The sequence below is a fragment of the Hephaestia sp. MAHUQ-44 genome (genome assembly GCF_023806085.1).
Classification (GTDB): domain Bacteria; phylum Pseudomonadota; class Alphaproteobacteria; order Sphingomonadales; family Sphingomonadaceae; genus Sphingomonas.
Window position 1 is genome coordinate 180,271 of the sequence record NZ_JAMSLX010000001.1, and the last position, 25,177, is coordinate 205,447.

At 67.7% G+C, this 25,177-nt stretch carries 29 protein-coding genes; 22 read left to right on the forward strand and 7 right to left on the reverse strand.

Annotated elements, in window-relative coordinates:
- Position 1: 1 nt before the first annotated feature.
- The 11 genes from NFE57_RS00810 (at position 2) to NFE57_RS00860 (ending at position 6,179) form a co-directional block, all read left to right on the forward strand.
- Positions 2-790, forward strand: coding sequence for a LysR family transcriptional regulator (locus tag NFE57_RS00810; RefSeq protein WP_252133657.1), 789 nt, complete (start codon positions 2-4; stop codon positions 788-790).
- Positions 787-1,320: a GNAT family N-acetyltransferase gene (locus NFE57_RS00815; RefSeq protein ID WP_252133658.1), complete on the forward strand. Its 534-nt coding sequence runs from the start codon at positions 787-789 to the stop codon at positions 1,318-1,320. The genes NFE57_RS00810 and NFE57_RS00815 overlap by 4 nt, the downstream gene beginning before the upstream one ends.
- A gap of 1 nt (position 1,321) precedes the next feature.
- Positions 1,322-1,579, forward strand: a complete 258-nt coding sequence (locus NFE57_RS00820; RefSeq protein ID WP_252133659.1) for a hypothetical protein — start codon at positions 1,322-1,324, stop codon at positions 1,577-1,579.
- Positions 1,580-1,660: 81 nt separating this feature from the next.
- Positions 1,661-2,077 carry a hypothetical protein gene (locus NFE57_RS00825; RefSeq protein ID WP_252133660.1) on the forward strand — a complete coding sequence of 139 codons (417 nt, stop codon included), beginning with the start codon at positions 1,661-1,663 and terminating at the stop codon, positions 2,075-2,077.
- The gene (locus NFE57_RS00830; protein ID WP_252133661.1) at positions 2,074-2,280 is read left to right on the forward strand and encodes a helix-turn-helix transcriptional regulator; all 207 of its coding nucleotides are present in this window, start codon (positions 2,074-2,076) and stop codon (positions 2,278-2,280) included. The genes NFE57_RS00825 and NFE57_RS00830 overlap by 4 nt, the downstream gene beginning before the upstream one ends.
- Before the next feature lie 277 nt (positions 2,281-2,557).
- Positions 2,558-3,292: an alpha/beta fold hydrolase gene (locus tag NFE57_RS00835; protein ID WP_252133662.1), complete on the forward strand. Its 735-nt coding sequence runs from the start codon at positions 2,558-2,560 to the stop codon at positions 3,290-3,292.
- Complete coding sequence (locus NFE57_RS00840; RefSeq protein ID WP_353653855.1) at positions 3,289-4,041, forward strand: tetratricopeptide repeat protein; 753 nt, start codon at positions 3,289-3,291, stop codon at positions 4,039-4,041. Before NFE57_RS00835 ends, NFE57_RS00840 begins: the two co-directional genes overlap by 4 nt.
- Positions 4,042-4,107: 66 nt before the next feature.
- Positions 4,108-4,563 (forward strand): VOC family protein, encoded by a 456-nt coding sequence (locus NFE57_RS00845; protein WP_252133663.1) that lies wholly within the window; start codon positions 4,108-4,110, stop codon positions 4,561-4,563.
- 2 nt (positions 4,564-4,565) lie between these two features.
- Positions 4,566-5,300: a hydroxyacylglutathione hydrolase gene (gloB, locus tag NFE57_RS00850; RefSeq protein ID WP_252133664.1), complete on the forward strand. Its 735-nt coding sequence runs from the start codon at positions 4,566-4,568 to the stop codon at positions 5,298-5,300.
- Positions 5,301-5,355: 55 nt separating this feature from the next.
- The gene (locus NFE57_RS00855; RefSeq protein ID WP_252133665.1) at positions 5,356-5,757 is read left to right on the forward strand and encodes a hypothetical protein; all 402 of its coding nucleotides are present in this window, start codon (positions 5,356-5,358) and stop codon (positions 5,755-5,757) included.
- Positions 5,758-5,765: 8 nt separating this feature from the next.
- Positions 5,766-6,179 carry a hypothetical protein gene (locus NFE57_RS00860; RefSeq protein ID WP_252133666.1) on the forward strand — a complete coding sequence of 138 codons (414 nt, stop codon included), beginning with the start codon at positions 5,766-5,768 and terminating at the stop codon, positions 6,177-6,179.
- A 52-nt stretch (positions 6,180-6,231) separates the two neighbouring features.
- Here NFE57_RS00860 and hslU read toward each other — a convergent pair whose 3' ends face one another.
- Both hslU and hslV read right to left on the reverse strand, forming a co-directional pair.
- Positions 6,232-7,530, reverse strand: a complete 1,299-nt coding sequence (hslU, locus tag NFE57_RS00865; RefSeq protein WP_252133667.1) for an ATP-dependent protease ATPase subunit HslU — start codon at positions 7,528-7,530, stop codon at positions 6,232-6,234.
- Positions 7,531-7,567: 37 nt separating this feature from the next.
- Positions 7,568-8,122 carry an ATP-dependent protease subunit HslV gene (gene hslV, locus NFE57_RS00870; protein WP_252133668.1) on the reverse strand — a complete coding sequence of 185 codons (555 nt, stop codon included), beginning with the start codon at positions 8,120-8,122 and terminating at the stop codon, positions 7,568-7,570.
- A gap of 141 nt (positions 8,123-8,263) precedes the next feature.
- Here hslV and NFE57_RS00875 point away from each other — a divergent pair, with 141 nt between their 5' ends.
- Positions 8,264-9,466 (forward strand): Yip1 family protein, encoded by a 1,203-nt coding sequence (locus NFE57_RS00875; protein WP_252133669.1) that lies wholly within the window; start codon positions 8,264-8,266, stop codon positions 9,464-9,466.
- Positions 9,467-9,615: 149 nt separating this feature from the next.
- Here NFE57_RS00875 and NFE57_RS00880 read toward each other — a convergent pair whose 3' ends face one another.
- Complete coding sequence (locus NFE57_RS00880; protein WP_252133670.1) at positions 9,616-10,029, reverse strand: holin family protein; 414 nt, start codon at positions 10,027-10,029, stop codon at positions 9,616-9,618.
- A 79-nt stretch (positions 10,030-10,108) separates the two neighbouring features.
- Positions 10,109-10,648, reverse strand: a complete 540-nt coding sequence (locus NFE57_RS00885; RefSeq protein WP_252133899.1) for a glycoside hydrolase family 108 protein — start codon at positions 10,646-10,648, stop codon at positions 10,109-10,111.
- Positions 10,649-10,756: 108 nt separating this feature from the next.
- Between NFE57_RS00885 and NFE57_RS00890 the strand changes: the two genes are divergently transcribed.
- Complete coding sequence (locus NFE57_RS00890) at positions 10,757-11,527, forward strand: SDR family oxidoreductase (RefSeq protein ID WP_252133671.1); 771 nt, start codon at positions 10,757-10,759, stop codon at positions 11,525-11,527.
- Positions 11,524-12,429: a glycoside hydrolase family 130 protein gene (locus NFE57_RS00895; RefSeq protein WP_252133672.1), complete on the forward strand. Its 906-nt coding sequence runs from the start codon at positions 11,524-11,526 to the stop codon at positions 12,427-12,429. The genes NFE57_RS00890 and NFE57_RS00895 overlap by 4 nt, the downstream gene beginning before the upstream one ends.
- Positions 12,430-12,457: 28 nt before the next feature.
- Here NFE57_RS00895 and mutS read toward each other — a convergent pair whose 3' ends face one another.
- Entirely contained in the window at positions 12,458-15,025 is a 2,568-nt protein-coding gene (gene mutS, locus NFE57_RS00900; RefSeq protein ID WP_252133900.1) for a DNA mismatch repair protein MutS, read from the reverse strand.
- A gap of 133 nt (positions 15,026-15,158) precedes the next feature.
- Between mutS and NFE57_RS00905 the strand changes: the two genes are divergently transcribed.
- Positions 15,159-16,691, forward strand: coding sequence for a TadA family conjugal transfer-associated ATPase (locus tag NFE57_RS00905; protein ID WP_252133673.1), 1,533 nt, complete (start codon positions 15,159-15,161; stop codon positions 16,689-16,691).
- A gap of 153 nt (positions 16,692-16,844) precedes the next feature.
- On the forward strand, positions 16,845-18,029 hold the full coding sequence (locus tag NFE57_RS00910) for an aspartyl protease family protein (protein ID WP_252133674.1): 1,185 nt from the start codon (positions 16,845-16,847) through the stop codon (positions 18,027-18,029).
- 21 nt (positions 18,030-18,050) lie between these two features.
- Here NFE57_RS00910 and NFE57_RS00915 read toward each other — a convergent pair whose 3' ends face one another.
- Both NFE57_RS00915 and phaR read right to left on the reverse strand, forming a co-directional pair.
- Complete coding sequence (locus tag NFE57_RS00915; RefSeq protein WP_252133675.1) at positions 18,051-18,242, reverse strand: hypothetical protein; 192 nt, start codon at positions 18,240-18,242, stop codon at positions 18,051-18,053.
- Between the two features lie 18 nt (positions 18,243-18,260).
- Positions 18,261-18,806 (reverse strand): polyhydroxyalkanoate synthesis repressor PhaR, encoded by a 546-nt coding sequence (gene phaR, locus NFE57_RS00920; protein ID WP_252133676.1) that lies wholly within the window; start codon positions 18,804-18,806, stop codon positions 18,261-18,263.
- A gap of 14 nt (positions 18,807-18,820) precedes the next feature.
- Here phaR and NFE57_RS00925 point away from each other — a divergent pair, with 14 nt between their 5' ends.
- From NFE57_RS00925 to NFE57_RS00950, 6 genes are all read left to right on the forward strand, one after another.
- Positions 18,821-19,885 (forward strand): alpha/beta fold hydrolase, encoded by a 1,065-nt coding sequence (locus tag NFE57_RS00925; RefSeq protein ID WP_382279112.1) that lies wholly within the window; start codon positions 18,821-18,823, stop codon positions 19,883-19,885.
- A 34-nt stretch (positions 19,886-19,919) separates the two neighbouring features.
- Entirely contained in the window at positions 19,920-20,132 is a 213-nt protein-coding gene (locus NFE57_RS00930; RefSeq protein WP_252133677.1) for a hypervirulence associated TUDOR domain-containing protein, read from the forward strand.
- 7 nt (positions 20,133-20,139) lie between these two features.
- Positions 20,140-20,670 (forward strand): DUF488 domain-containing protein, encoded by a 531-nt coding sequence (locus NFE57_RS00935; protein ID WP_252133678.1) that lies wholly within the window; start codon positions 20,140-20,142, stop codon positions 20,668-20,670.
- Between the two features lie 63 nt (positions 20,671-20,733).
- Positions 20,734-21,906 (forward strand): acetyl-CoA C-acetyltransferase, encoded by a 1,173-nt coding sequence (locus NFE57_RS00940; RefSeq protein WP_252133679.1) that lies wholly within the window; start codon positions 20,734-20,736, stop codon positions 21,904-21,906.
- 84 nt (positions 21,907-21,990) lie between these two features.
- A complete protein-coding gene (locus tag NFE57_RS00945; RefSeq protein WP_252133680.1) occupies positions 21,991-24,366 on the forward strand; it encodes a hydrolase in 2,376 nt (791 codons plus the stop codon).
- Positions 24,366-25,175, forward strand: coding sequence for a class I SAM-dependent methyltransferase (locus tag NFE57_RS00950; protein WP_252133681.1), 810 nt, complete (start codon positions 24,366-24,368; stop codon positions 25,173-25,175). The genes NFE57_RS00945 and NFE57_RS00950 overlap by 1 nt, the downstream gene beginning before the upstream one ends.
- Positions 25,176-25,177: the final 2 nt, after the last annotated feature.

Sequence of the window (25,177 nt, forward strand, 5' to 3'; positions counted from 1 at the left end):
CATGAAGCGAACGCATCTTCCGCTGAACGGGCTGCGCGTGCTCGATGCCGCCGCGCGTCATCTGTCGTTCACCCGCGCCGCCGACGAACTCGCGGTGACGCCCGCCGCCGTCGGTCAGCAAATCCGCGCGCTTGAAGACACATTGGGCGTCGTCCTGTTCCGCCGCACCACGCGCGGGCTCGAACTGACGCCAGAGGCCGCGGCCGGGCTCGAGGCGCTGCGCCATGGCTTCCTTCAGTTCGAGGAGGCGGTGCGTGCGATGCAGGCCGGGCAATCGTCGCGCTCGCTGACGATCGCGGCGCCGCGCGCGGTGATCGTCAAATGGCTGATGCCGCGCCTCGCCGAGATCGCGTCCAACGTCGACCAGCGCATCGTGCTCGTCACCGCCGACGACGATGTCGATTTCACCGAGGCCAATCTCGATCTCGCGATCCGCTGGGGCACCGGGCCCGGCGAACATGAAGGCGAAGCGATCGAATCGGACGGCATGGTCACGGTCGAGCGTACCGGTGGCGGCGCCGATGGCGCGATCGCCTGGCCCGGCTGCGCGACCGAAGACAGCAATGCGGCGGTACAGGTTGGCGATGCGGGGCTCGCGATCGATGCCGCCGCGCAAGGCCTGGGCCGCGCCACCGTGCCCGAATTGCTCGCCGCCCGTGACATCGCCGCCGGGCGCATCGCGCTGGTGGGCGACCCGCAACCCTCGACAGTGGGCTATTGGCTGGTCGCGCCGCTGCCGCAATGGCGCCAGCAGAAGGTGCGCACGCTGGTTGACGCGCTCGTGCTATGACCGCGGCCACGCCACCACTGGCGACCGCGCGGCTGCGGCTACGCGCGCTGCGGGTGGACGATGCCGAAGCGATGTTCCCGTCGCTGTCCGACCCCGACCTGATGACCTGGTGGTCGCGGCCGCCGTTCGACACCGTCGCGGAGGTGCGCGACTATTTCGGGCCGCGACCCGATATGGAGGGATGGCGCTGCTGGGCCATCACGCTGGCGGGCGACGATCAGGCGATCGGCTGGGTCGCGACGGGCGAAAAGCGGCAGGGCGGCGTCTCTGAGATCGGCTATCTCCTGGCACGCGCGCATTGGGGCAGCGGGATCGCGCGCGAGGCGGTATCGGCGGTCATCACGCAGATTTTCGCCGAGGGGAAGCGCCGTATCTTCGCCGATACCGATCCTGAAAACACCGCCTCGAACGCGCTGCTCGAACGGCTCGGTTTTCGGCGCGAGGGGCTGTTGCGGGGCGAGTGGGAAACCCATATCGGAATCCGCGACAGCGTGATCTGGGGGCTGCTCGCCACCGAGTGGAAAGACTGACATGACCGCACCCGACCTTGGTGATCCCGAACAGCGCCGCGCCTATCGCCGCGAGTTGATGCAGGTCGCCCGCACCCAGCGTTATTGGGGCATCTTTCTTGCCCTGGTCGGCATCGCAACGCTGTGGATGCGCCGTTCGGGCTGGTCCGATTATCCCGCATGGCTGCCCCCGGTCCTGATCGGCGCGGGCATCGTGCTGATGCTGTTCGGTATCGTCCGCCGCACCCGCTACCATCGGCGCCGGATGCGCGGTGAATAGGGTCGCACTGTAAAGTCTCCTTGACTATCAAGTTTACTTGACTGTAAAGCTCCCTTTACCGAGTCGAAGGGAGCTCTTTCCATGAACAAGCATTCGCAAGCCGGCCGACGCTATCTGCGGCGCTTCTACCCGACGATGGTGGCGTATGTCGTCGCGCTCGGCGGGGCGAATTGGGCGATCAACGCGTGGCACCCGACCGGGGCGGCGCTGGTCGCGCTTGCGATCCTGCCCGCGCTGCCGATCATTGCGGTGATCGGGGTGATGGGGCTCTATCTGATCGAGGAAACCGACGAATATGTCCGCCAGCGCGCCGTTACCGCGATGCTGGTAGGGCTGGCGATCATGCTGTCGATCGCAAGCGCCTGGGGCTTTCTCGAGGAAGGTGGCGTCGTGCCGCACGTCCCCGCTTACTGGGCCTTCATCGTCTGGTGCGCCGCCTGGGGCCTCGCGCAATGCGTGCGCGGGCTGCAAGAGCGGTTCGCCGGGAAGGCGGCATGAACAACCACCTCAAGCTGCTGCGCGCCGAACGAAACTGGAGCCAGCAGGATCTGGCCGCGCGGCTCGCCGTCTCGCGCCAGAGCGTCAACGCGATCGAGACCGGGCGCTACGACCCCTCGCTCCCGCTCGCTTTCAGGATCGCCGATCTGTTCGGGCTGACGATCGAAGAGATTTTCATCAACCCAAGTGAGAGCGAGCAATGATGCCGCGTATCGCGCATCGCCTGTTCGTCGCTGCGGTCGCGCCACGCACCATCCTCCTGCCCGCAACATTCGCCGCGGCGGCGGGGTCGTTGCCGAAATAGGCGCCGGGGCTCCGCCTTGTCCCGGAGGCGACCTGCCTCGGGCGCTGGTGGTTGTGGATAATCGGATACCCGGATCGGGCCCGAGGGTCGATGGGCCGGTGTGTGGCTGCGCTCGGCGCGGGGCGCGGCGCGGTCCATCGCTTCCCATGCTTGCCGCGTGCCCCTAGACATGCCCCATGTCTGACGCCGTCCCCGATGCCGCCCCCCGCCCCGCCCTCGCCTATCATCTGACCGAAGGCGCCGGCCCGACCGTGATCTTTCTGCCCGGCTATGCCTCGGACATGGCGGGCAGCAAGGCGATCGCGCTCGAGGCATGGGCGAAAGCACGCGGCCAGGCCTATCTGCGCTTCGATTATGCCGGGTGCGGCCGCAGCGAGGGCGCGTTTGCCGATCAGACGCTCGCCGGATGGCGCGATGATGTGCTGACGATGATCGATCGCGCGGTGACCGGCCCGGTGGTGCTGGTCGGCTCGTCGATGGGCGGGTGGATCATGCTGCTCGCCGCGCTTGCCCGGCCCGATCGCGTGGCCGGGTTGGTCGGCATCGCCGCCGCGCCCGATTTCACCGACTGGGGCTTCACGATCGACGAGAAGATGGCGATCCTCAATACCGGCAAGCTCGAACAGCCGAGCGTCTATTCGGATCAACCGACGCTCACCACGCGCGCCTTCTGGTCGTCGGGCGAGGCCAACCGGCTGATGCACGGCGAGATCGCGATCGACGTGCCCGTCCGGCTGATCCACGGCCAGGCCGATGCCGACGTCCCGTTCGAGATCGCGCTCAGGCTCGCCAAGCGCCTGCGTTCAGCCGACGTCCAGACGTGGATGATAAAGGACGGCGAACACCGCCTGTCGCGCGATGGAGACATTGCGTTGATCCTCCGGGCGGTCGAGGATGTGATCATCGAGTGATAATACCCATCGTCTTCGCCGCCGCCTTGCAGGCCGTTGCGGGCCCGCCCGCCCCCGCCGGCGACCGCTATCACCGCTGTCTCGCCGCCGCGACGCAGCGCCCCGCCGAGGGCGAGAGCGAGGCGACGCGCTGGAAGGCGGTGGGCGGCGGCGTGCAGGCGCGACAATGCCTCGGCGTCGCCCTCGCCAACCAGCAACACTGGATGAGTGCCGCCGAAGAATTCGAGGGCGCCGCCAGCGACGCACACGCCGCGCGCGATCCCGATGTCGGCAGCTATTGGGCGCAGGCGGGCAATGCCTGGCTCGCTGCCGGCGAGGCGGTCAAGGCGCAGCACGCACTCGACGCCGCGCTCGCCAGCGGCACGCTGAGCGGGCTCCACCTGGGCGAAGCGCATCTCGACCGCGCCCGCGCGCTGGTCGCTGCGGGGGCATTGGCGCCGGCGCGCACCGATATCGATGCCGCGCTGGCCGATGCGGGCGACGATCCGCTCGCCTGGCTGCTCTCCGCAACGCTGGCGCGGCGGATGAACGATTGGCCGCGCGCCAAGCACGACATTGGTGAGGCGCTCAGCCGTGCCGCCGACGACGCCTCTGTGCAGCTTGAAGCGGGCAATATCGCCGCCGCCACCGGCGACGAGGAGGCCGCGAAGGGCGCATGGGATCAAGCGATGCGTATCGGCCCCGAAACCGCCGCCGGCCGCGCGGCAGGCGTGGCGCTCCAGCAATTCACTCCCACGCCGCAGCGCTGAACGGCTGGCGCCCCGCGCCGCGGGGCCCTATCTTGTTCGACGCCACGACATCGGGAGTTGCCGTCGATGAACTATCTGCACACCATGATCCGCGTCACCGATCCCGACGCGACGATCCGCTTCTTCGACCTGCTGGGCCTGAGGGAAGTTCGCCGGATGGAGAGCGAGCAGGGCCGCTTCACGCTGATCTTCCTCGCCGCGCCGGGCGACATGGCCGGCCCCGGCGAGCGCGCCCACGCTGAGGTCGAGCTGACCTACAATTGGCCCGCCGAGGACGGCAGCGCCCCCGAAACTTATACAAGCGGGCGCAATTTCGGTCATCTCGCCTATCGCGTCGATAATATCTACGCATCCTGCCAACGGCTGATGGAAGGCGGCGTGACGATCAACCGCCCGCCGCGCGACGGCTATATGGCGTTCGTCAAAACCCCCGATAACATCTCGATCGAACTGCTTCAGGATGGCGAACCGCTCGCCCCCGCCGAGCCCTGGGCGTCGATGGCCAACAGCGGGAGTTGGTGACGATGAGCGGCCTCGAGATCGTCCGCATCCCCGCCCTCAGCGACAATTACATTTGGCTGGTGCACGATCCCGCCAGCACCGAGACGATCGTGGTCGATCCTGCCGAGGCCGCGCCGGTGCTTGCTGCCGCGCAGGCGCGCGGCTGGCGGATCGACGCGATCTGGAACACGCATTGGCACCCCGACCACACCGGCGGCAATCAGGCGATCAAGGACGCGACCGGCGCACAGGTTTACGCCCCGGCGGCCGAAGCCGCGAAAATCCCGACGCTCGATCATGGCCTGCGCGAGGGCGATACCGTCACCATCGGCCGCCACGTCGCGATCGTGATCGAAACCCCGGCGCACACGGCAGGACACATCAGCTTCCACCTCGCGGGCGACCACATCGTCTTCGTCGGCGACACCCTGTTCGCGATGGGTTGCGGGCGCTTGTTCGAAGGCGATGCCGATCAGATGTTCGCCAATATGCAGCGGTTGAAGGCGCTTCCCGACGACACGATCGTCTATTGCGCGCATGAATATACGCAATCGAACGGCCGCTACGCGCTGGTGGCGGAACCAGACAACGTTTCGATCGTCGAACGGATGGCGGACGTCGATGCGGCGCGGGCGCGCGGTGAACCGACGGTGCCGACGACGATCGGCGCGGAGAAGGCGACCAACCCCTTCCTCCGCGCGACCTCGGCAGCGGAATTGAAGGCGCGCCGCGCGGCAAAGGATGGTTTCCGCGGCTGACTCCGTCATAGCAAGGGAGGCAGCATCCCCCCGGGGGGACTGAAATGGAGGTTTTATGATCCGCACGTCCCTGATCGCCCTGGTGCTGCTTGGCGGCTGCGCCACCACCGCGCAGGATCAGGCCGCCAACGCCGATCGCCAAGCCAAGACCGAAGCCGAGATCGCCGACACGCTCAAGGGCCTCACTCCGGGCGAACCCAAGAGCTGTATCGACCAGACCCGCGTCCAGAACGTCCGTAAATATGCGGGCGCCATCATCTACGAATATTCGCCGCGCGAGAAATATCGCAACAACGTTTCCGACGGCTGTTTCGGGCTGAGCCGGGGCGATATCATCGTCACCAAGACGCCCACGTCGCAGCTTTGCCGCGGCGAGATCATCACCATGGTTTCCCCCGGATCGCGCATGCCCAGCGGCTCGTGCGGGCTCGGCGATTTCGTGCCCTACAAGAAATGAGGTCCGCGATGCGCATGTCATTCCCGCTCCTGATCGCCGCCGCCGCGGCGCTATCGAGCTGTGCCAACGGCCAATATGACGAGAAGGTGCGAGCCGAGGGACAGAAAGACCTGGCCCAAGCGCTCGACGGCTATGCCGCGACCGGCAAGTCGAGCGACTGCGTCAACCCCCGCACCGTCAGCGGGCCGCAGATCATCGGCAACACCACCTTGCTCTATCGCGAGACCGGCGGGCGCATCTGGCGCAACGATGTGATCGGCAATTGCCCGTCGCTGCGCGAAGGCCAGACATTGATCACCGAGATCAAGAGCGGCCAATTGTGCCGGAACGACATGTTCCGCACGATCGAACCCGGCACCTCGATCCCTTCAGCCTTCTGCCGGCTCAACAGCTTCACCGAATATAAGCGCGTGAGGAACTGATCGGTCCCGTCGCGCTCCCGCTCAAGCGAGCGGGAGAACGAAGGGGCCAGATCTAGAGCACGAAGCGACTGAGATCGGTGTTGCGGGCGATGCTCGCGAGCTGCTGGTCGACATAAGCGCCGTCGATCGTCAGCGTGGTGCCGGCGCGATTCTCCGCCTCGTAACTGATGTCCTCGAGCAGTTTCTCGAGCACCGTCTGCAACCGGCGGGCGCCGATATTCTCGACTTGCGCGTTTACCTCGGCCGCGATCCGCGCGATCGCCTTGATCCCATCCTCGGCGAATTCCACGCCCACGCCCTCGGTGCCGAGCAGCGCCTTATATTGCTGCGGCAGCGATGCCTTGGTGTCGGAGAGGATCGCGACGAAATCGTCCTCGGTCAGCGCCGTCAGTTCGACGCGGATCGGCAACCGCCCCTGTAGCTCGGGCAGCAGATCGCTGGGCTTGGCGATATGGAACGCGCCCGACGCGATGAACAGGATATGGTCGGTCTTCATCGGGCCGTATTTGGTCGAGACCGTGGTGCCCTCGATCAGCGGCAGCAGATCGCGCTGAACGCCCTCGCGGCTGACCGAACCGCCGCGCACATCCGAGACCGCGATCTTGTCGATCTCGTCGAGAAAAACGATGCCATTCTCTTCGGCGTCGGACAGCGCGACACGGCTGACCTCGTCCTGATCAAGCCGCGCATCGGCTTCCTCCTCGACCAGTTTCTCCCACGCCGCGGCGACGGTGAGCTTGCGGCGCTTCTTCTGGCCACCACCGAACGCCTTGCCCATCATGTCCGACAGGTTGATCATCCCGACCGAGCCGCCGCCGGGCATCTCGAACGGCATCTGCGGCGTCACGTCGAGCTCAAGCTCGATTTCCTTGTCGTTCAGATGGCCGTCGAAAAAACGCTGGCGAAACGCCTCGCGCGTCGCGGCGGAGGCATCCTTGCCGGTCAGCGCGTCGAGCAGGCGGCCGACCGCCGCCTCCTCGGCCTTGTCCTTGACCACGGCACGGCGGCGCTCCTTTTCGAGCCGGATCGCTTCCTCGACCAGATCGCGCGCGATCTGCTCGACGTCGCGGCCGACATAGCCGACCTCGGTGAATTTGGTCGCCTCGACCTTGACGAACGGCGCATCGGCGAGCTTCGCCAACCGCCGCGAAATCTCGGTCTTGCCGCAGCCCGTGGGGCCGATCATCAGGATGTTCTTGGGCGTCACCTCGTCGCGCAGATCGGCGTCGAGTTGCTGCCGGCGCCAGCGATTCCTGAGCGCGACGGCAACCGCACGCTTGGCATCGCGCTGGCCGATAATGTGTTCGTCGAGCGCGGCGACGATCGTCTTGGGGGTGAGCTTGTCGTTCATTCTCTTCTCAGGGGAAAACATGGAATTGCGGTGGCGATCACGCATCGCTGGCGAGCGTCTCGATCGTGAGATTGTCGTTGGTGTAGACGCAGATCTCGGCGGCGATCTTCATCGCGCGGCGGGCGAGCGTTTCGGCATCGGGCTCGTATTCGGCGAGCGCCCGCGCGGCGGCCAGCGCATAATTGCCGCCCGATCCGATCGCCGCGATCCCCGCCTCGGGTTCGAGCACATCGCCATTGCCGGTGAGGATCAGCGTGGTGTCCTTATCGGCGACGATCATCAGCGCTTCGAGATTGCGCAGATATTTATCGGTGCGCCAATCCTTGGCGAGTTCGACCGCGGCGCGCATCAGATGGCCCTGGTGCCGCTCAAGCTTGGCCTCCAGCCGTTCGAGCAGGGTGAAGGCATCGGCGGTGGCCCCGGCGAACCCCGCGATCACCTTGCCATTGGCGAGTTGGCGAACCTTGCGGGCATTGGGCTTCATCACCGTCTGCCCCATCGAGACCTGGCCGTCGCCGGCGATCACGACTTTTCCGCCCTTGCGCACCGACACGATCGTCGTACCGTGCCATTTCATGTCATTCTCACTCATGGCATGGTATATGGGCGCGGCGGCAGCACGCCGCAATCGTGACGACGCTTTTGTCGGCTTCGTCCAATCATTGCACGCCTGAGGCGGGCACGCTGATCGCAGCACTTCAATCAACTCGGAAAGCACCACGAGAGGGGCATCATGGCGACCAATCCGGATAATCTGCAACCCAATGACGGCCACCGGGCCATCGTCGATCGCGTCAAGCGCATCCTGCTGCAACCCAAGACGGAATGGGCCGTCATCGATACCGAGGCGACCACCACCACCGCGCTGCTCAAGGGCTGGGTGGCGCCGCTCGCCGCGATCGGCCCGATTGCGGCGCTGATCGGTGCGCTCGTCTTCGGCTATGGCGCGTTCGGCATCCATTTCCGCCCGAGCATCGGCAGTGCGGTCACCACCGCGCTGGTCAGCTATGTGATGGCCTTTGTCGGCGTCTGGGTGCTGTCGTTGATCATCAACGCGCTCGCCCCGACGTTCGAGGCGACCAAGAACCCGGTCCAGGCGCTGAAGGTCGCAGCCTATGCGGCGACCGCCGGATGGCTGGCGGGCATTTTCCAGATCGTGCCGAGCCTCGGCTGGCTGGGGATCGTCGGGCTTTACAGCATCTACCTGCTCTATCTCGGCCTGCCGATCCTGATGAAGGCACCCCCTGCCAAGACGATGGCCTATACGGTGACGACGATCATCGCGGCGATCGTGGTGTTCTTCGTCATCGGCGCGATCACCACCGCGGTGACCTCGCGGATAGCGCCGCGGTCGATGCCCACGCTGGGGTCGATCGGCAGCACGAGCGCTGGCGGCAAGGTGACCATCCCCGGCGCCGGCAGCATCGATCTCGGCAAGATCGAGGCCGCCACCAAGCAGATGGAGGCCACCGCCAAGGGGATGCAATCGGGCGAGATCAAGCCGATCGCCCCCGACGCGTTGCAGGCGCTGCTGCCCGCCAGCATCGCCGGCTGGAACCGCACCGAAATCTCGAGCCAGGGCGGCGCCGCCGCGGGCATCGGCGGCAGCCATGCCGAAGCGCGCTATCGCTCGGGCGACCAATCGTTCACGCTGTCGATCACCGATGCCGGTGCGCTGGGCGCGCTGGCGACGATGGGCGGCGCGATCAGCGGCCAATCGAGCCGCCAGACCGAGAGCGGCTATGAAAAGACCGCGGTCGAGAACGGCAATATGGTGAGCGAGAAGTGGGACAGCGCCTCCAGCAACGGGAGCTATTCGACGATGGTCGCGAGCCGCTTTGCGGTCGAAGCCGATGGCGATGCCCCCTCGATCGACATGCTGAAGCAGGCGGTCGCCGCGATCGACGCGCGCAAGCTCGTCGCGCTCGGCAACTAACAGCACGCATTGCCCTTTCCCGTCATGCCGGACGCGTTCCGGCATCCAACGTTGTGCAAAACAATAACGGATATTGTTCAGACCACGTTGGACCCCGGCACCAGGCCGGGGTGACGGAAAGGGGATAGGAGCACGGCAAGCACAAGGCGCTATTTGTCGATGCCTTTCGCTTTTCCCCATTGGCGCGCGGCGGTGTAGCCGAGATAGCCGGTGCCGAAGAGCGCGTAGAGCGGCTCTGGAATCCCCGCGAGATAGGCGTTCATCCCGTCGGCGATCGCCCGCGCCATCTCAGGTCGCACCGCCGCGATCAGCCCCATCGGGATCGACCATAAGAGCAGCGCGTACATCACGTAGAGAAAGCTCGGGCGCGCCCGGCTCGTCCACGGGTCGGCGGCCTGCGCCTCGGCGAGAATCGCCGAGAGCTGCGCCTTGACCTGATCGAGTTCCTGCGCGCCCTGCATTTCGATCAGCTTCAGCTTGGCCTCGTCGCGCGCCTTGGGATCGGGAATGATCTTGTCGATCAGCCCCGCCAGCGGGCCGATGATGCTATCGAGAATGCTCATGGTCGGTTCCTTCGGTTACAGGCGAAGTTGACAAAGTTGACAGTCCCACGCGCACGCGCGCGATCCACAGACACGATATTTAACCGATACGGTTGGCAAGCCAGCCATAGACAAAGGCTTCGTTGGCCGGGCGCGTCTCGGCGAGGTGGAGATAGCGTTCGCCCTGAAGCGCCTCGATCGCCTTGACCAGCACCGCCTCGCCGCTGCGCCCGCGATGCGCGAGCAGTGCATCGAGCGCGGCAAGCGTTCTGGGACCGATCGCGCCGTCGCGCGCCAGATCGGGATAATCGCGCGCGCCGCGATTGAGCGCGTTGAGCGCCCGCTGGAGAAAACCCACCGCCACCGCCGGCCCCATATTGACCCCGGTATCAAACAGTTCCGCCGCAAGCGCGGGCGCGCGCGTCGCCACCGCATCGAAACGCGGCCGCAGCCAATAGAGCCGCCGGTAGATCGCCGCCGCCTCGTCGCGCGGAAAGGCGCGCATCTGACCGGCATAGCCATGTTGCCGCGCCACCGTCTCGGTGATGCCCCAGCGCGTCGCGCCACCGCGATCGGCGGGGTCGTCGACATAGCCGCCCTCGCGCACGATTACCGCCTCGATCAGATCGTCGATTGTCATCATCCGGCCTCCTCCAGCGCGCTCATATAACCTATCTGGTTCTTGTAGGACAGCGGGACGCGCGCAACCGTCTGCGCATCCGTGCGTTCACCCGCCAAAGGAGAGCTTATGGGCAACACACGGTGCGTCGTGGTGACCGGCGCGGAATCGGGGATCGGCGCGGCCTGCGCGGCGGCCTTCGGCGCGACCGGCGCCGATGTCGCGATCTTCTATTTGAAGGACGCGGCGCGCGCCCGCCAATCCGCCGACGCGGTGATCGCCGCCGGCGGCCGCGCGACGACGGTCCAATGCGCGGTCGATGACGAAACCTCGGTCGAGGCCGCGTTCGATGCCGCGGAGGCGGCGTTCGGCCCGGCCTCGGTCGCGATCAATTCGGCCGGGGTCAATATGGCGGGCGTGCCGTTGCGTGCGATGACCGCCGAGCGCTGGCAGGCAACGATCGCGACCGATCTGACCGGCGCGTTCCTCGTCTCACGCCGGTTTCTGAAAGGGCGCGGCACCGCCACCGATCCGGCCGCGCTGATCCATATCTCGTCGATCCATGCCGCGGTCGCGCGCGCGGGCGGCGCCGATTATTGCGCGGCCAAAAGCGGGCTCACCCAATTGGTGCAGACGCTCGCGATAGAGGAAGCGCCGCGCGGCATCCGCGTCAACGCGATCCGCCCCGGCATGATCCTGACCCCGATGAACGAACGCGCGGTCGACGACGCCGCCTATCGCGCCAGCCTGGAGAAGAACATCCCGATGCAGCGCGCCGGACGGCCCGAGGAAGTCGCCGCGATGGCGCGCTGGCTCGCCTCGGACGAGGCGGCCTATGTCACCGGCGCGTCGTTCACGATCGACGGCGGGCTGTCGCTGTTGCTGGGGCAAGGCGCATGAGGCGCACCGGCATCAACTTCGCGGTCGAGACGCTCGAACCGGTGACGCTGCACGGGCCGCCGCTGCTCGCCGAGCGCGACCTGATGAGCCCCTATGTCTGGCAGGAAGCGACCGGGCGCTTCGGCATCATGGTGCGCGCGGTGCCGACGCAACAGGGCGACCGCAGCGACACCGGGGTGATCTGGGCCGGGTGGAGCGACGACGGCCGGACCTTCGAGATGGAGGACACGCCCGCCATCGTACCGGGTCCCGACGCGATCGACATCGGCGGCGTCGAAGACCCCACCGTGCTGCGCACCGACGATGGCTATGTCGTCTATTATACCGGGGTCGAGGCCGATCGGGCGCATGGCGAGATGCTGTATGCAACCGGCCCGAGCATCGACGCGCTCGTCAAGCAGGGCGTCGCGCTCGCCTCGTCCAAGACGGCGGGCAACACCAAGGAAGCCACCGTCGGGCGCACCGCCGACGGGCATTGGCGGCTGTGGTACGAATATGCCGCCGACAATGCCTCGCGCGTCGGGCTGGCGATCGGGCCCGGGGTCGCGGGGCCGTGGGACGAGCAGCCGACGCCGTTCCTGCCGCGCCCCAATTCGTGGGACAATTGGCATTTGTCGACCGGGCCGATGCTGATGGACACCCCCGATTGCCCGGTGATGTTCTACAACGGCGCGACGCGCGACGCGCGCTGGCGGATCGGCTGGGTGGCGTTCGACCGCGATTGCCGCCGGGTGATCGATCGCGGGATCGAACCCCTCATCATCCCGCCCCCGGTCGACGATCGCAGCGCCACCGACATCGCCTTTGCCGCCTCGGTGATCGTGCGCGACGGCACGATCTGGCTCTATTATTCGCTCGAGGACCGGCGGCTCGCGCGCGCGGCGATCATCCGGTACGGGTGAAATTCCGCGTTCGGCGGCGCCGACAGGGCTATTCGCGCGCCAGATCGCGCAGGCGATAGAGCGCGTCGAGCGCGTCACGCGGGGTCATCGCATCGACATCGAGCGCCGCAATTTCGTCACGCAGCGTATCGGTCGGCGCGTCGTCGATCTCCACGGCGGCGGCGAACAGCGGCAGATCGTCGAGCCCGGCGGCGATCCCGCCGGTTTTGGCGCGCCCCGCCTCGAGCTTGTCGAGCACCGCCCTGGCGCGGGCAACCGTGGCGGGCGGCATCCCGGCCAGCCGCGCCACCGCGATGCCGTAGCTGCGATCGGCGGGGCCGTCTGCGACTTCGTGCAAGAGGACGAGATCGCCCTTCCACTCGCGCGCGCGGACATGGTGGAGCGTAAGCGCCTCGCAGCGTTCGGCGAGCCGGGTCAGTTCGTGATAATGCGTCGCGAACAGGCAGCGGCAGCGATTGTCCTCATGGATCGCCTCGACCACCGCCCAGGCGATCGCGAGGCCATCATAGGTCGAGGTGCCGCGCCCGACCTCGTCGAGGATGACGAAGCTGCGCGGCGTCGCCTGCGCGAGGATCGCAGCGGTTTCGACCATCTCGACCATGAAGGTCGAGCGCCCGCGCGCGAGATTATCCGACGCGCCGACGCGGCTGAACAGCCGATCGACCAGCCCCAGCCGCGCGGCGGTCGCGGGGACATAACTGCCCGCCTGCGCGAGCACCGCGATCAGCGCGTTCTGGCGCAGGAAAGTCGATTTACCGCCCATATTGGGGCCGGTGACGAGCCACAGCCGCGAGTCTTCCCACAGCCGGCAATCGTTGGCGACGAACCGATCGCCGCGCGCCGCGAGCGCGGTCTCGACCACCGGATGGCGGCCGCCCTCGACCTCGAAACAGGGATGCTCGACCAGTTCGGGGCGCGCCCAGCCGCCTTCGACCGCGCGCTCGGCAAGGCTCGCGGCAACGTCGAGCCGGGCAAGCGCGTCGGCGGTGGCGGCCACGCCCTCGCGTGATCGAAGCGCGGTTGCGATCAGGTCTTCGAGATGCGCGGCCTCGGCGGCAAGCGCATGGGCACCCGCCTGCCCCACCTTGATCGCCACCTCGTGCAGATCGGGGGCGTTGAAGCGCACCACCCCCGCCAGCGTCTGGCGGTGGGTGAAGCCGCTGTCGGGCTTCATCAGCGCATCGGCGTGGCGCGCCGCCACCTCGATATGATAGCCGAGCACATTATTATGGCGGATCTTGAGCGCGGCGATGCCCGTCCGCGCGCGATAATCGGCCTCGAGCACGGCGATCGCGCGCCTGCCGCCCGCCCCGGTCGCGCGCAGATCGTCGAGCGCGGCGTCATAGCCTTCGGCGATATAGCCGCCCGCGCTGGCCTCGATCGGCGGCGCGGGCACGAGCGCGCGCGTGTAGAGGTCGATCAGCGCGCCATGCCCCCGCAATTGCGGCGCGAGTTCACCCAACAGTGCGGGTGCGGGATCGATCTTGTCGAGCCGCTCGCCCAGCCGCCACGCGCCATCGAGCCCGTCGCGGAGCTGGCCGAGATCGCGCGGACTCCCCCGCCCCGCCGCGATCCGGCCGATCGCGCGGCCGATATCGGGGAGCGCGCGGACCGCCGAGCGCAGCGTCTCGCGCAAGGGAGCATCGTCGTGGAACAAAGCGACCAGATCGAGCCGGTCCTCGATCGCCGCGCGATCCATCAGCGGCGCGGCGATGTCCTGCCCCAGAAGCCGCGCACCCGCGCCGGTGACGGTGCGATCGACCGCATCGAGCAGGCTGCCCTTGCGCTGCCCGGTAGCGGTGAGCGTGAGTTCGAGGCTTTCGCGCGTCGCGCGGTCGATCGCCATCGTCTCGGCAGCCCGCGTCACGCGCGGCGGGCGCAGGAACGGCAGGCTGCCGCGCGCATTATGATCGAGATAGGCGACCAGCCCACCCGCCGCGGCCAGCGCGGCACGCGAGAAGGCACCGAATCCGTCGAGCGTCGCCACGCCGAACAGATCCTTGAGCCGCGCCTCGCCGCGCGCGCTGTCGAAATCGGCTTTGGGTCGCACGACGGTCGCGTGATCCATGCCCTCGGCGCCGATCGTCTCGGCCGGTGCCAGCCGCGCGAGCTCGGCCGCGAGCCCGGCGGCGCTCGTCTCGATGATCTCGAATCGGCCGGTCGAGATGTCGGCGGCGGCGATCGCGACCCCGCCGGCCGCTTCGCCCACGCTCGCGCACCAATTGGCGCTGCGCGAATCGAGCAGGGCTTCCTCGGTCAGCGTGCCCGCGGTGACGACGCGGACGATGCCGCGCGCGACCAGCGCCTTCGATCCGCCGCGCGCCTTGGCCTCGGCCGGTGTCTCGGTCTGGTCGGCGATCGCGACGCGGTGCCCGGCCTTGATCAGCCGCGCGAGATAGCCCTCGGCGGCGTGCGCGGGGACGCCGCACATCGGCACCTTGTCGCCGTCATGCGCCCCGCGCGCGGTGAGCGCGATATCGAGGCACGCGCTCGCCACCCTGGCGTCGTCGAAGAACAGTTCGAAGAAATCGCCCATCCGGTAGAACAGCAGGCAATCCTCGGCCTCGGCCTTGAGCGCCAGATATTGCGCCATCATCGGGGTGGGTGCGGACATTGCGTGGGACGTAGCGGGATTTGCGGGCCGCCTCCAGTGGGCGGAATGTGGTTAGTCAAATCTCAAGCCTTGGCGCCTAGTCTTCACGCATGACTTTCGCGAGGACAGGCAGCGCATGAGTGCTTTTGGACGACGCAATGGCTTGACGGGCACGCGGCCCGGCTTCGGGGTCGCCCGCCCGATGCACGGCGGCGGCGCGCCCAGGCCCGCCGAGCCGCAGGGCGGCGAACAATTCCCGCCGCTCCCGGTGCCCGAGCCGCTCGACGATTCGAGCGGGGTCGCCGATGTGTCGAGCCAGACCGCCGCGCCGCAGCCCGACGCCCTCACCCGGCTCGCCGAGCGGCAGGCCGCCTCGGGCGAGGCCGGATCGAGCCGCACCGAAGGCTTCGAGGCCTCGGTCCACCGGATCAAGGAACAGGTGCTGCCGCGCCTGCTCGAACGCGTCGATCCCGAAGCCGCCGCGACGCTCAACAAGGACGAACTGGCCGAGGAATTCCGCCCGATCATCGGCGAAGTCCTCGCCGAGCTGAAACTGACGCTCAACCGGCGCGAGCAGTTCGCGCTCGAAAAGGTGCTGGTCGACGAATTGCTCGGCCTCGGCCCGCTCGAGGAACTGCTCGCCGACCCCGACATTTCGGACATCATGGTCAACGGCCCCGACCAGACCTTCATCGAACGCAAGGGCAAGCTCGAGATTGCGCAGATCCAGTTCCGCGACGAGGAGCATCTGTTCCAGATCGCGCAGCGCATCTGCAACTCGGTCGGCAGGCGTGTCGACCAGACCACGCCGCTCGCCGACGCGCGGCTGAAGGACGGTTCCCGCGTCAACGTGATCGTGCCGCCGCTCTCCTTGCGCGGCACCGCGATCTCGATTCGTAAATTCTCCGCCAAGCCGATCACGCTCGACATGATGGCCAAGTTCGGCTCGATGTCCGACAAGATGGCGACCGCCTTGAAGATCGCGGGCGCGTGCCGGTTCAACATCGTCATTTCGGGCGGCACCGGCTCGGGCAAGACGACGATGCTCAACGCGCTGTCGAAGATGATCGACCCCGGCGAGCGCGTGCTGACGATCGAGGACGCGGCCGAGCTTCGGCTGCAGCAGCCGCACTGGCTGCCGCTGGAAACGCGCCCCGCCAACCTCGAAGGTCAGGGCGAGATCACGATCCGCGACCTCGTCAAGAACGCGCTGCGTATGCGCCCCGATCGCATCATCCTCGGCGAAATTCGCGGCGCCGAATGTTTCGACCTGCTCTCGGCGATGAACACCGGCCACGACGGCTCGATGGCGACGCTCCACTCCAACTCGCCGCGCGAATGCCTCGCGCGGATGGAGAATATGGTGATGATGAGCGACATCAAGGTGCCCAAGGAAGCGATCAGCCGCCAGATCGCCGATTCGGTCGATCTGATCGTTCAGGTCAAGCGCCTGCGCGACGGCAGCCGCCGCGTCACCAACGTCACCGAGGTGATCGGGATGGAAGGCCCGGTGATCGTGACGCAGGAATTGTTCAAGTTCGAATATCTCGACGAAGGCAGCGACGGCAAGATCGTCGGAGAATATCGCTCGATGGGCCTGCGCCCCTACACGCTCGAAAAGGCACGCCAGTTCGGGTTCGACCAGGCGTATCTCGAAGCGACGCTTTGATTTGAGGATGCGCCCAAGGCGCATCCTGGCGGCACCGGCCCACTCCCCCACCCGACCACCCATCAGGATACGCTCGTGGGTGGTCGGGTGGGGGAGTGGGCCGGTGCCGCTACAAGCTGGCGCGCCCAAGCGTTCCATAGTATCGACGGACCGATGCGCCGCTTCGCCGCCCCGTTGATGCTGTTCGCGCTGCTGGGCGCGGCCGGGCCGCCGCTCAAGACGGTGCCGCCGGTGAGCATCCTCGCGAACGATAGCGAAGCGCGCTGGGTGCCCTTCGACCTGACCGAGGGCAACCAGATCCGCTTCACGATGACGATCGACGGCAACCCGGCGACCGCCATCCTCGATACCGGCGTCTCTTATTCGGTGATGTCGCGCCGCTATGCCGCAGCGACCGGCGAACGGATCGTCGAGCACGGCGCCGCCGACGCGATCGGGGGCCGCGTGCCACTGGCGTGGGCGGCGACGCGAACGCTCTCGCTCGGCGGGGTGACGCGCACCGGGGGACGGATCGCGGTGGTCGACCTGCCCGCGATCGCGACCGGCGAAACGACCCCCGTCGACCTGCTCGTCGGCCGCGACCTGATCGGCGGCTATGCGCTCGATCTGGATTATGACGCGCGGCGGTTCCGCCTGCTCACCTCGGGCCGCCTGCCGTTCACCGGCGTCACCGCGCCGCTCGTCATCTCGCCGACGCGGCAGGTCTACGAAAGCGAAATCACCCTCGGCGGGCGGCGGATCCGGCCGATGATCGTCGATACCGGCGACGGCTCGGCGATCACGCTGTCAGCCGATGCGTGGCAAACGCTCGCGGGGCCCCGGCACGCGATGACGAGTGCGATCTCGTTCGGGATCGGCGGCGCGATCGTGACCGATCTGGCGGTGGTGCCCGAACTGCGCCTCGGCGATCTCACCGCCGGCGAGGTCGAGGTACGGATCGAGCGCGCCAAGGGCTTTTCGCAGGGCGTGGGCGCCGCGGGACGGATCGGCGCAAGCTTCCTCCAGCGCTACCGCGTGCTGCTCGATCCCGGCGCCGGGCGGATGGTGCTGGCGCCGGGCCGCACCGCCGCCGCGCCGCCGCTCAAATCGACCAGCGGGCTGCTGGTGCGCGCCAACGGCCGCCAGCTCGACGTGCTCCATGTGATGCGCAATTCGCCCGCCGCCGCCGCCGGCTGGCGCGGTGGCGAGGCGATCTGCAGCGTCGACGGCACCGCAATTCCCGCCGATTACCGGCGCAGCACGATCGCAAGCTGGTCGGTGGGCCGGCCGGGCCGCACCGTCGCGCTCGGCCTGTGCAACGGCCCCACCCGCCGCCTGACGCTCGCGCGCTTTTATTGAGCCCGCGCGGGCAGGACGAGATCAGGAATTGAAGCCGATACTCGTCAGCACCGCGGTCGCGATCAGCGCGAACACCTGCACCGTGGCCCAATTGACCATCCCCACGCGATCGGCATTCTTGCGGCGCGCGCGGCGGCGATCGGCCACCCCCGATCCGATCGCGAGCGCCAGCGACAGCCCGGCCGCGGCAAAGCACCAGTCGCGTGTCGTCATCACCGGCATCGGCACGGCCTATTTGTCGAGTTTCTCGATCTTGTCGCGCAACCGCGTCATCTCGGCCTTGAGCGCGGCGATCTCGTCATCCTTGCTCGCTTCGGCACCGGTCGGCATCGGCTGGCCGGTCTTGAACGCCTCGGTCGCGACCTCGAACATCTCGAGGTTGCGCTTGGCGATCTCGGCGAAAGGCGAATTGGCGAACGCGCCTTCGACCGCCGATTTGAACTGTGCCTGATTGCGGCGGAAGCTTTCCATCGAGGCATCGAGATAGCCCGGTACCATCGCCTGCATCGAATCGCCGTACATCGCGATCAACTGGCGCAGGAAATTTACGGGGAGCATCGAGGTGCCGCGCGCTTCCTCTTCCATGATGATCTGGGTCAGCACATTGTGCGTGATATCGGCATCGGTCTTGGCGTCGACGACCTTGAAATCGCGGCCCTCACGCGTCATCGCGGCAAGATGTTCGAGCGTGATGTAGGAGGACGTTTCGGTGTTGTAGAGCCGCCGGTTGGCGTATTTCTTGATAATCACCGTGTCGTCGCTGTTCCGTTTTTTCATCAAAGGACCCCTACGTGACTCGGAACGGTCTACCATTGTTCGATACCGCACCGCAACACGGTCCTCGGCCGCTGCCGTTGTTCCTCGAAATGCTGCGCAGCGAGACCGCAGCATCGCCCGAACGCCGGGCGCTTGCCCTTGCCGGGCTGCGCGCGTTCCAGGCCGCGCCGCGCACCGCAACATGGGCGCCGCCTGCCGCGCTGCACCGTGAAGGCCGCGCGTCTCTGCGCTGCTATGGCGGCAACGGGCCGCCGGTGGTGTTCGTCCCCTCGCTGATCAATCCGCCGTTCGTGCTCGATCTCGGCGAACGATCGCTGCTGCGCTGGCTGGCGGTGCGCGGCCACCGCGTGCTGCTGGTCGATTGGGGCACCCCCACCCCCGAGGAACGCACGATGGATGTGGCAGGGCATGTCGAACGGCTGTTGCTGCCCTTGCTCGCACGACTCGAGGCGCCGCCGATCCTCGTCGGCTATTGCCTCGGCGGAACGATGGCGCTGGCGGCGGCGTGCGCGATTCCGGTGGCGGGGTTGGCGCTGATCGCGGCGCCTTGGCGATTCTCGGGCTTTTCCCGCCGCGCCCGCGCCGACATGACGGCCTTGTGGCAGAATGCCGAGCCCGCCTGCGCGACGCTGGGGCTGGTGCCGATGGAGGTGCTTCAGGCAGGGTTCTGGCGGCTCGATCCGGGACGCACGATCACCAAATACGAGCGGTTCGCCGGGCTCGACCCAGCCAGCGCCGACGCGCGCGCCTTCGTCAATCTGGAGGATTGGGCCAATGCCGGCGCGCCCTTGCCCTATGCCACCGGGATCGAGATGTTCGATTTCATCGCCCGCGACGTGCCCGGCAGCGGGCAATGGCGCGTTGCGGGCAAGACGATCGATCCCGCCGCGCTCACCTGCCCCGCGGTCGATTTCGTGTCGCTGACCGACCGGATCGTCCCCGCCGCCAGCGCCGCCGGCCTGCCCGACCGCCGCGATCTTTCCGCGGGCCATGTCGGCATGATCGTCGGCGGTCGCGCGCGCGCGCAATTGTGGGAACCGCTCGACGCGTGGCTCACCGGCATAGGGAACCATGCCTGACCGGGGCGTGTTGGTCGATACGAAAGGAGGCGTCATGCGCCACGATTTCAAGGTCGGCGATCACGTCCGCTGGAATTCGGAGGCCGGGCACGTCACGGGCACGATCCGCAAGATCCACACCAGCGACTTCGAGCATAAGGGCCACCGCCACCGCGCCACGCCCGATGATCCGCAATATGAGATCAAAAGCGACAAGACCGATCACATCGCCGCGCACAAGGGCGGCGCGCTGACCCGGATCGACTGACGCGGACGTGGCGCTGCCCTTCTACACGATCGGCCATTCGACGCTGACGATCGACGCGTTCACGGCCAGGCTGCAAGCGGCCGGGGTTGCGATGGTTGCCGACATCCGCACCGTGCCGCGATCGCGCACCAATCCGCAGTTCAACGCCGATCGGCTGCCCCACAGCCTCGCCGCGTTCCACATCGGCTATGTGCTGCTGCCCGCGCTCGGGGGGTTGCGCGGCAAAGCGCGCGACGTGCCGCCCGAAACCGACGCGCTGTGGCGCAACGCGAGCTTCCGCAATTATGCCGATTACGCGCAAGGGCTGGCGTTTGCCGAAGGGCTCGACCAACTGATCGCGCTGGGGCGTGAGCGGCGCACGGCGATGATGTGCGCCGAGGCTTTGTGGTGGCGCTGCCATCGCCGGATCGTCGCCGACCATCTGATCGCGCGCGGCGAATCGGTGTTTCACATCATGGGTGACCGGATCGACCCCGCGACGCTGACGCCGGGTGCGCGGGTGGCGGCGAATCGCGTTACCTATCCTGCAGCCGCTTGAACCTACCAATTCGCGCGCGCTCGCCGTAAGGAGGACGCAAATCAAGCCAGTCGGAGACTACCCATGTCGGACATCGTCATCACCGCCGCCAAGCGCACGCCGGTCGGCAGCTTCCTCGGGGCGTTCGCCACCGTGCCTGCGCACGAGCTTGGCCGCGTCGCGATCGAGGCCGCGCTGGCGCAAGCGGGGGTGTCGGGCGACGAGGTGTCCGAAGTGATCCTCGGGCAGGTGCTTACCGCCGGGCAGGGGCAGAACCCCGCGCGGCAGGCCTCGATGGCCGCGGGCGTGCCCAAGGAAGTCCCCGCTTGGGGTGTCAACCAGGTATGCGGCAGCGGGCTGCGCGCGGTCGCACTCGCGGCGCAGGCGGTGGCCACCGGCGACGCCCGAATCGTGGTCGCGGGCGGGCAGGAATCGATGTCGCTTGCGATGCACGCGCAGAACCTGCGCGGCGGCACCAAGATGGGCAATCTGAGCCTGGTCGATACCATGATCAGCGACGGGCTGACCGATGTGTTCAACGGCTATCACATGGGCATCACCGCCGAGAATCTGGCCGAGAAATATCAGGTGACCCGCGCCCAGCAGGACGAATTCTCGGTTCAATCGCAGAACAAGGCCGAGAAAGCGCGCGCCGAGGGGCGCTTCAAGGACGAGATCGCCGCCGTCACGGTCAAGGGCCGCAAGGGCGACACGATCGTCGCCGACGACGAATATATCCGCTCGGGCGTGACGATCGAGAGCGTGTCGGGGGTACGCCCCGCGTTCAAGAAGGACGGCACCGTCACCGCTGCCAACGCGAGCGGCCTCAACGACGGCGCCGCCGCGCTGGTGGTGATGACGCGCGAAGAGGCCGAGAAGCGCGGCGCCCCCGTGCTTGCCACGATCAGGAGCTGGGCCTCGGCGGGCGTCGACCCGTCGATCATGGGGATCGGCCCGGTGCCGGCGAGCCGCCGCGCGCTTGAAAAGGCGGGCTGGGAGATCGCCGATCTCGATCTGATCGAGGCCAATGAGGCGTTCGCCGCGCAGGCGCTGTCGGTGAACAAGGAAATGGGCTGGGATGCGGCCAAGATCAACGTCAACGGCGGCGCGATCGCGATCGGCCATCCGATCGGCGCGTCGGGCGCCCGCGTGCTGATCACCCTGCTCTACGAGATGCAGAAGCGCGACGCCAAGAAGGGGCTGGCGACCTTGTGCATCGGCGGTGGCATGGGCATCGCGATGTGCGTCGAACGCTGAGTTCGCGCGCGCCTGACTGGTTAACGCTTTGGTTACCACGATCGTAGGATAGCTGCTCCCCTGAGAACGACAGGGGGCAGTGCCATGAAGATTTCCGTCCGCGCGCACGAGATGGCGACGCTGCTCGATCGCGCGCCCGTGGGTGTCACGACGCTGTCGCTCGATTGTTTCGACACCTTGTTGTGGCGCGACGTCCAGGCGCCGCGCGACGTGTTCGCAGGGATCGAGGCGCCCGGCGGGGCGATCGAGATGCGGATGTGGGCCGAACAGGCGGCGCGGCGCGCGGCGAAAGCCGATAGCGGCCGCAGCGAGACCGTGCTGCCCGCGATCTACGAACGCTTCCTGCCCGGCGCCGCGCGCCCGGCGATCGACGCCGCGGTCGCGCACGAACTCGATCTCGAGGCGCGGCATTGCTTCGGCTTCGCGCCCACGATCGCGCTGATACGCGCCGCCAAAGCGAAGGGCCTCCAGGTCATCATCGTCAGCGATACCTATCTCGACGAGGATCAGCTCTCGACGCTGATCGCGCGCGCCGCCGGCAACGATGTCCGCGCGCTGATCGACCGCATCTTCGTGTCGTCGGCACACGGCGTGAGCAAGGGCGACGGCCTGTTCCGCCCTGTCCTCGACGCGCTGGGCGCCCGGCCCGAGACGATCCTCCATTGCGGCGACAACCGCATCGCCGATCAGGTCGCGCCCGACGCGCTCGGCATCCACAGCGCGCACCTCGTCCAGTTCGACGATCGGGCCGCCGAGCGGCTGCGGCTCGAATCGGTCGCCGCCGCGATGATCGAACCGACGGCGCGGGTATCGACGCCGATCAGCCAGACGCATCGCGCCGAGGTGGCGATGCGCGTCGCGAACGATCCCGCCGCCCAGCTCGGGCACGACGTGCTGGGCCCGATCATGCACGCCTTCGCGCACTGGCTGAAAAGCGAGATCGCCGATCTGTCGGCGCGGCTCGGCAAACCCGTACACCCGCTGTTTCTGATGCGCGACGGGCATTTGCCGCTCCGCGTGTTCCGGGCAGCCTTCGACGACGGCGAACCCGCCGCGCCGGTCGAGATCAGCCGGATCGCGTCGCTGCGCGCGTCGCTCACCGATGTCGAGGCGCTGCGCCGGGTCGTCGTCGAGGCGGTCGACCGCGCGCCGCTCGCGGTGGTCGCCGATCAACTGATGCTCCCCGGTCACGAGGCGAAGAAGCTTGCGAAGCTGACGCCGCGCGCCTTCTGCCGCGCGGTGACCCGGCCCGATCTTGCCCGCGTGATCATCGCCCGGTCGCGCAAATTCACCGACCGGTTGATCGCACACCTCAACCACGCCGGCGTGGCGCACGGCGACGCGGTGATGCTGATCGACCTCGGCTACAACGGATCGGTCCAGAATCTGATCGAGCCCGTGCTGGTCGAACGGATGGGGCTCGACGTCGCGGGCCGATACCTGTTGCTGCGCGAGGAACAGCTGACCGGGCACGACAAGAAGGGGCTGCTCGACGTACGCCATTACGACGCGCGGATGCTGCACGCCTTGTGCGGCTGCATCGCGGTGATCGAGCAACTCTCGACGCTCGCGCAGGGCTCGGTGGTCGATTACGAGGCCGACGGCACGCCGATCCGCAAGGCGGCCGATATCAAGGGTGGCCAGAGCGCGATCCGCGACGCGGTGCAGGATGCCTGCGTCGACTTTTCCCTGCACGCCGGACACCATATCGTGCGCGGCGCCAATGCCGATGGCGGCGCCGATTCTGATGCCGATGCCACCCGGCGCGCCGCCGCCGCGGCGCTGGGCCGGCTGTTGTTCATGCCCTGCGACACCGAGGCACACCTGCTCGAAGCGTTCGATCACGACGTCAATCTCGGCACCAGTGAGGTCGTGCGGCTGCTCGATCCGCAGGAAGCGGCGATCGGCCTGCGGTGGCGCGGGCTTGCCTATATCAACGAGACCGACCGCATGTTCGTCCCCGGCGAGCTGCGCGGGCACGGGCTGCCGCTCAACCTCGCCTTATTCTCGTCGAGCCGCTTCGCGCTCGATCTGCGCGATAGCGATTTCACCGTCGGCGGCATCGATCTGCCCGTCATCCTGATGAACGGCAGCGAGAGCGGGATTCACCGGTTCGAGGCCATCCCCACCTCCGACGGTTTCTACCGGCTCGACGTGCCGGTTTCGAAGACTCGATGGACGCCCGCGATCCAGCTCGGCGCGATCTGCGAATGGGCGCAGATCGAGTCGGCGTCGTGGCGAACGCTCGCCAATGTCGACGCGCGCAACCCCGCGTGCGGGACGCATGCGGTGCTGATCCCCGATAGCATGGAGGAACAGGGCACCGGGCTCTATCGCTGCGGTGAGACCGGCGTGCTCGTCGCGCCGCCGCCCGGCGGCAACGAACCGGTCGTCCTGTCGCTGATCTTTCGCCCGGTCGTGCGGCGCACCGCCGCGGCCCAGCAACGCGAGGCCGCGTGATGAGCGATCTCTACCTCCATTCGATGGCCGAGTTCGGCGACCTGATCCTCGACGGGCTCCGCCTCGCAGGTGTGCGCGACATCGTCGAGATCGGCGCCGAGTTCGGCGGCATGTCCGCGCGGCTCGCCGCGTTCGCACGCGCGCGGGACGGCCGCCTCACCAGCATCGACCCCGAGCCCAAGCCCGCCTTCGCGTCATGGCTCGGCGAGCATCCCGAAGTGACCCATATCGCCCAGCCCAGCCTGGAGGCGCTCGCGCAGGTGGCGGCGGCCGACGCCTGGATCGTCGACGGCGACCATAATTGGTATACCGTCCACCACGAACTCAAGGCGATCGAGGCGGCATGCCGGCGCGACGGCAAGCCGCTGCTCGCGTTCCTGCACGATGTCGGCTGGCCGTGCGCCCGGCGCGATCTCTATTACGCGCCCGACCGCGTGCCCGCCGACTTCCGCCAGCCCTTCTGCTTCGACGGCGGCGTGGTGCTGGGCGATAGCGGGCTGCACGCGGGGCGCGGTCTGCGCGGCGCGGGGCAGTTCGCCTGGGCGCTCGGCGAAGGCGGCCCGCGCAACGGCGTGCTCACCGCGATCGAGGATTTCGTCGCCGATGCCCCCGAAGGCGCCTATTGTTTCGCACGCATTCCGGCGGTGCTGGGGCTGGGCGTGCTGTTCGATGCCGCGGCACCGTGGAGCCCCGATCTCGCGACCTTGCTCGTGCCCTATCATGACAACCGACTGCTCGAGACGATCGAGATCAACCGCCTGCGCAACTATCTGGCGGTGCTCGACTGGCAGGATCGCGCGGCGGCGTAACG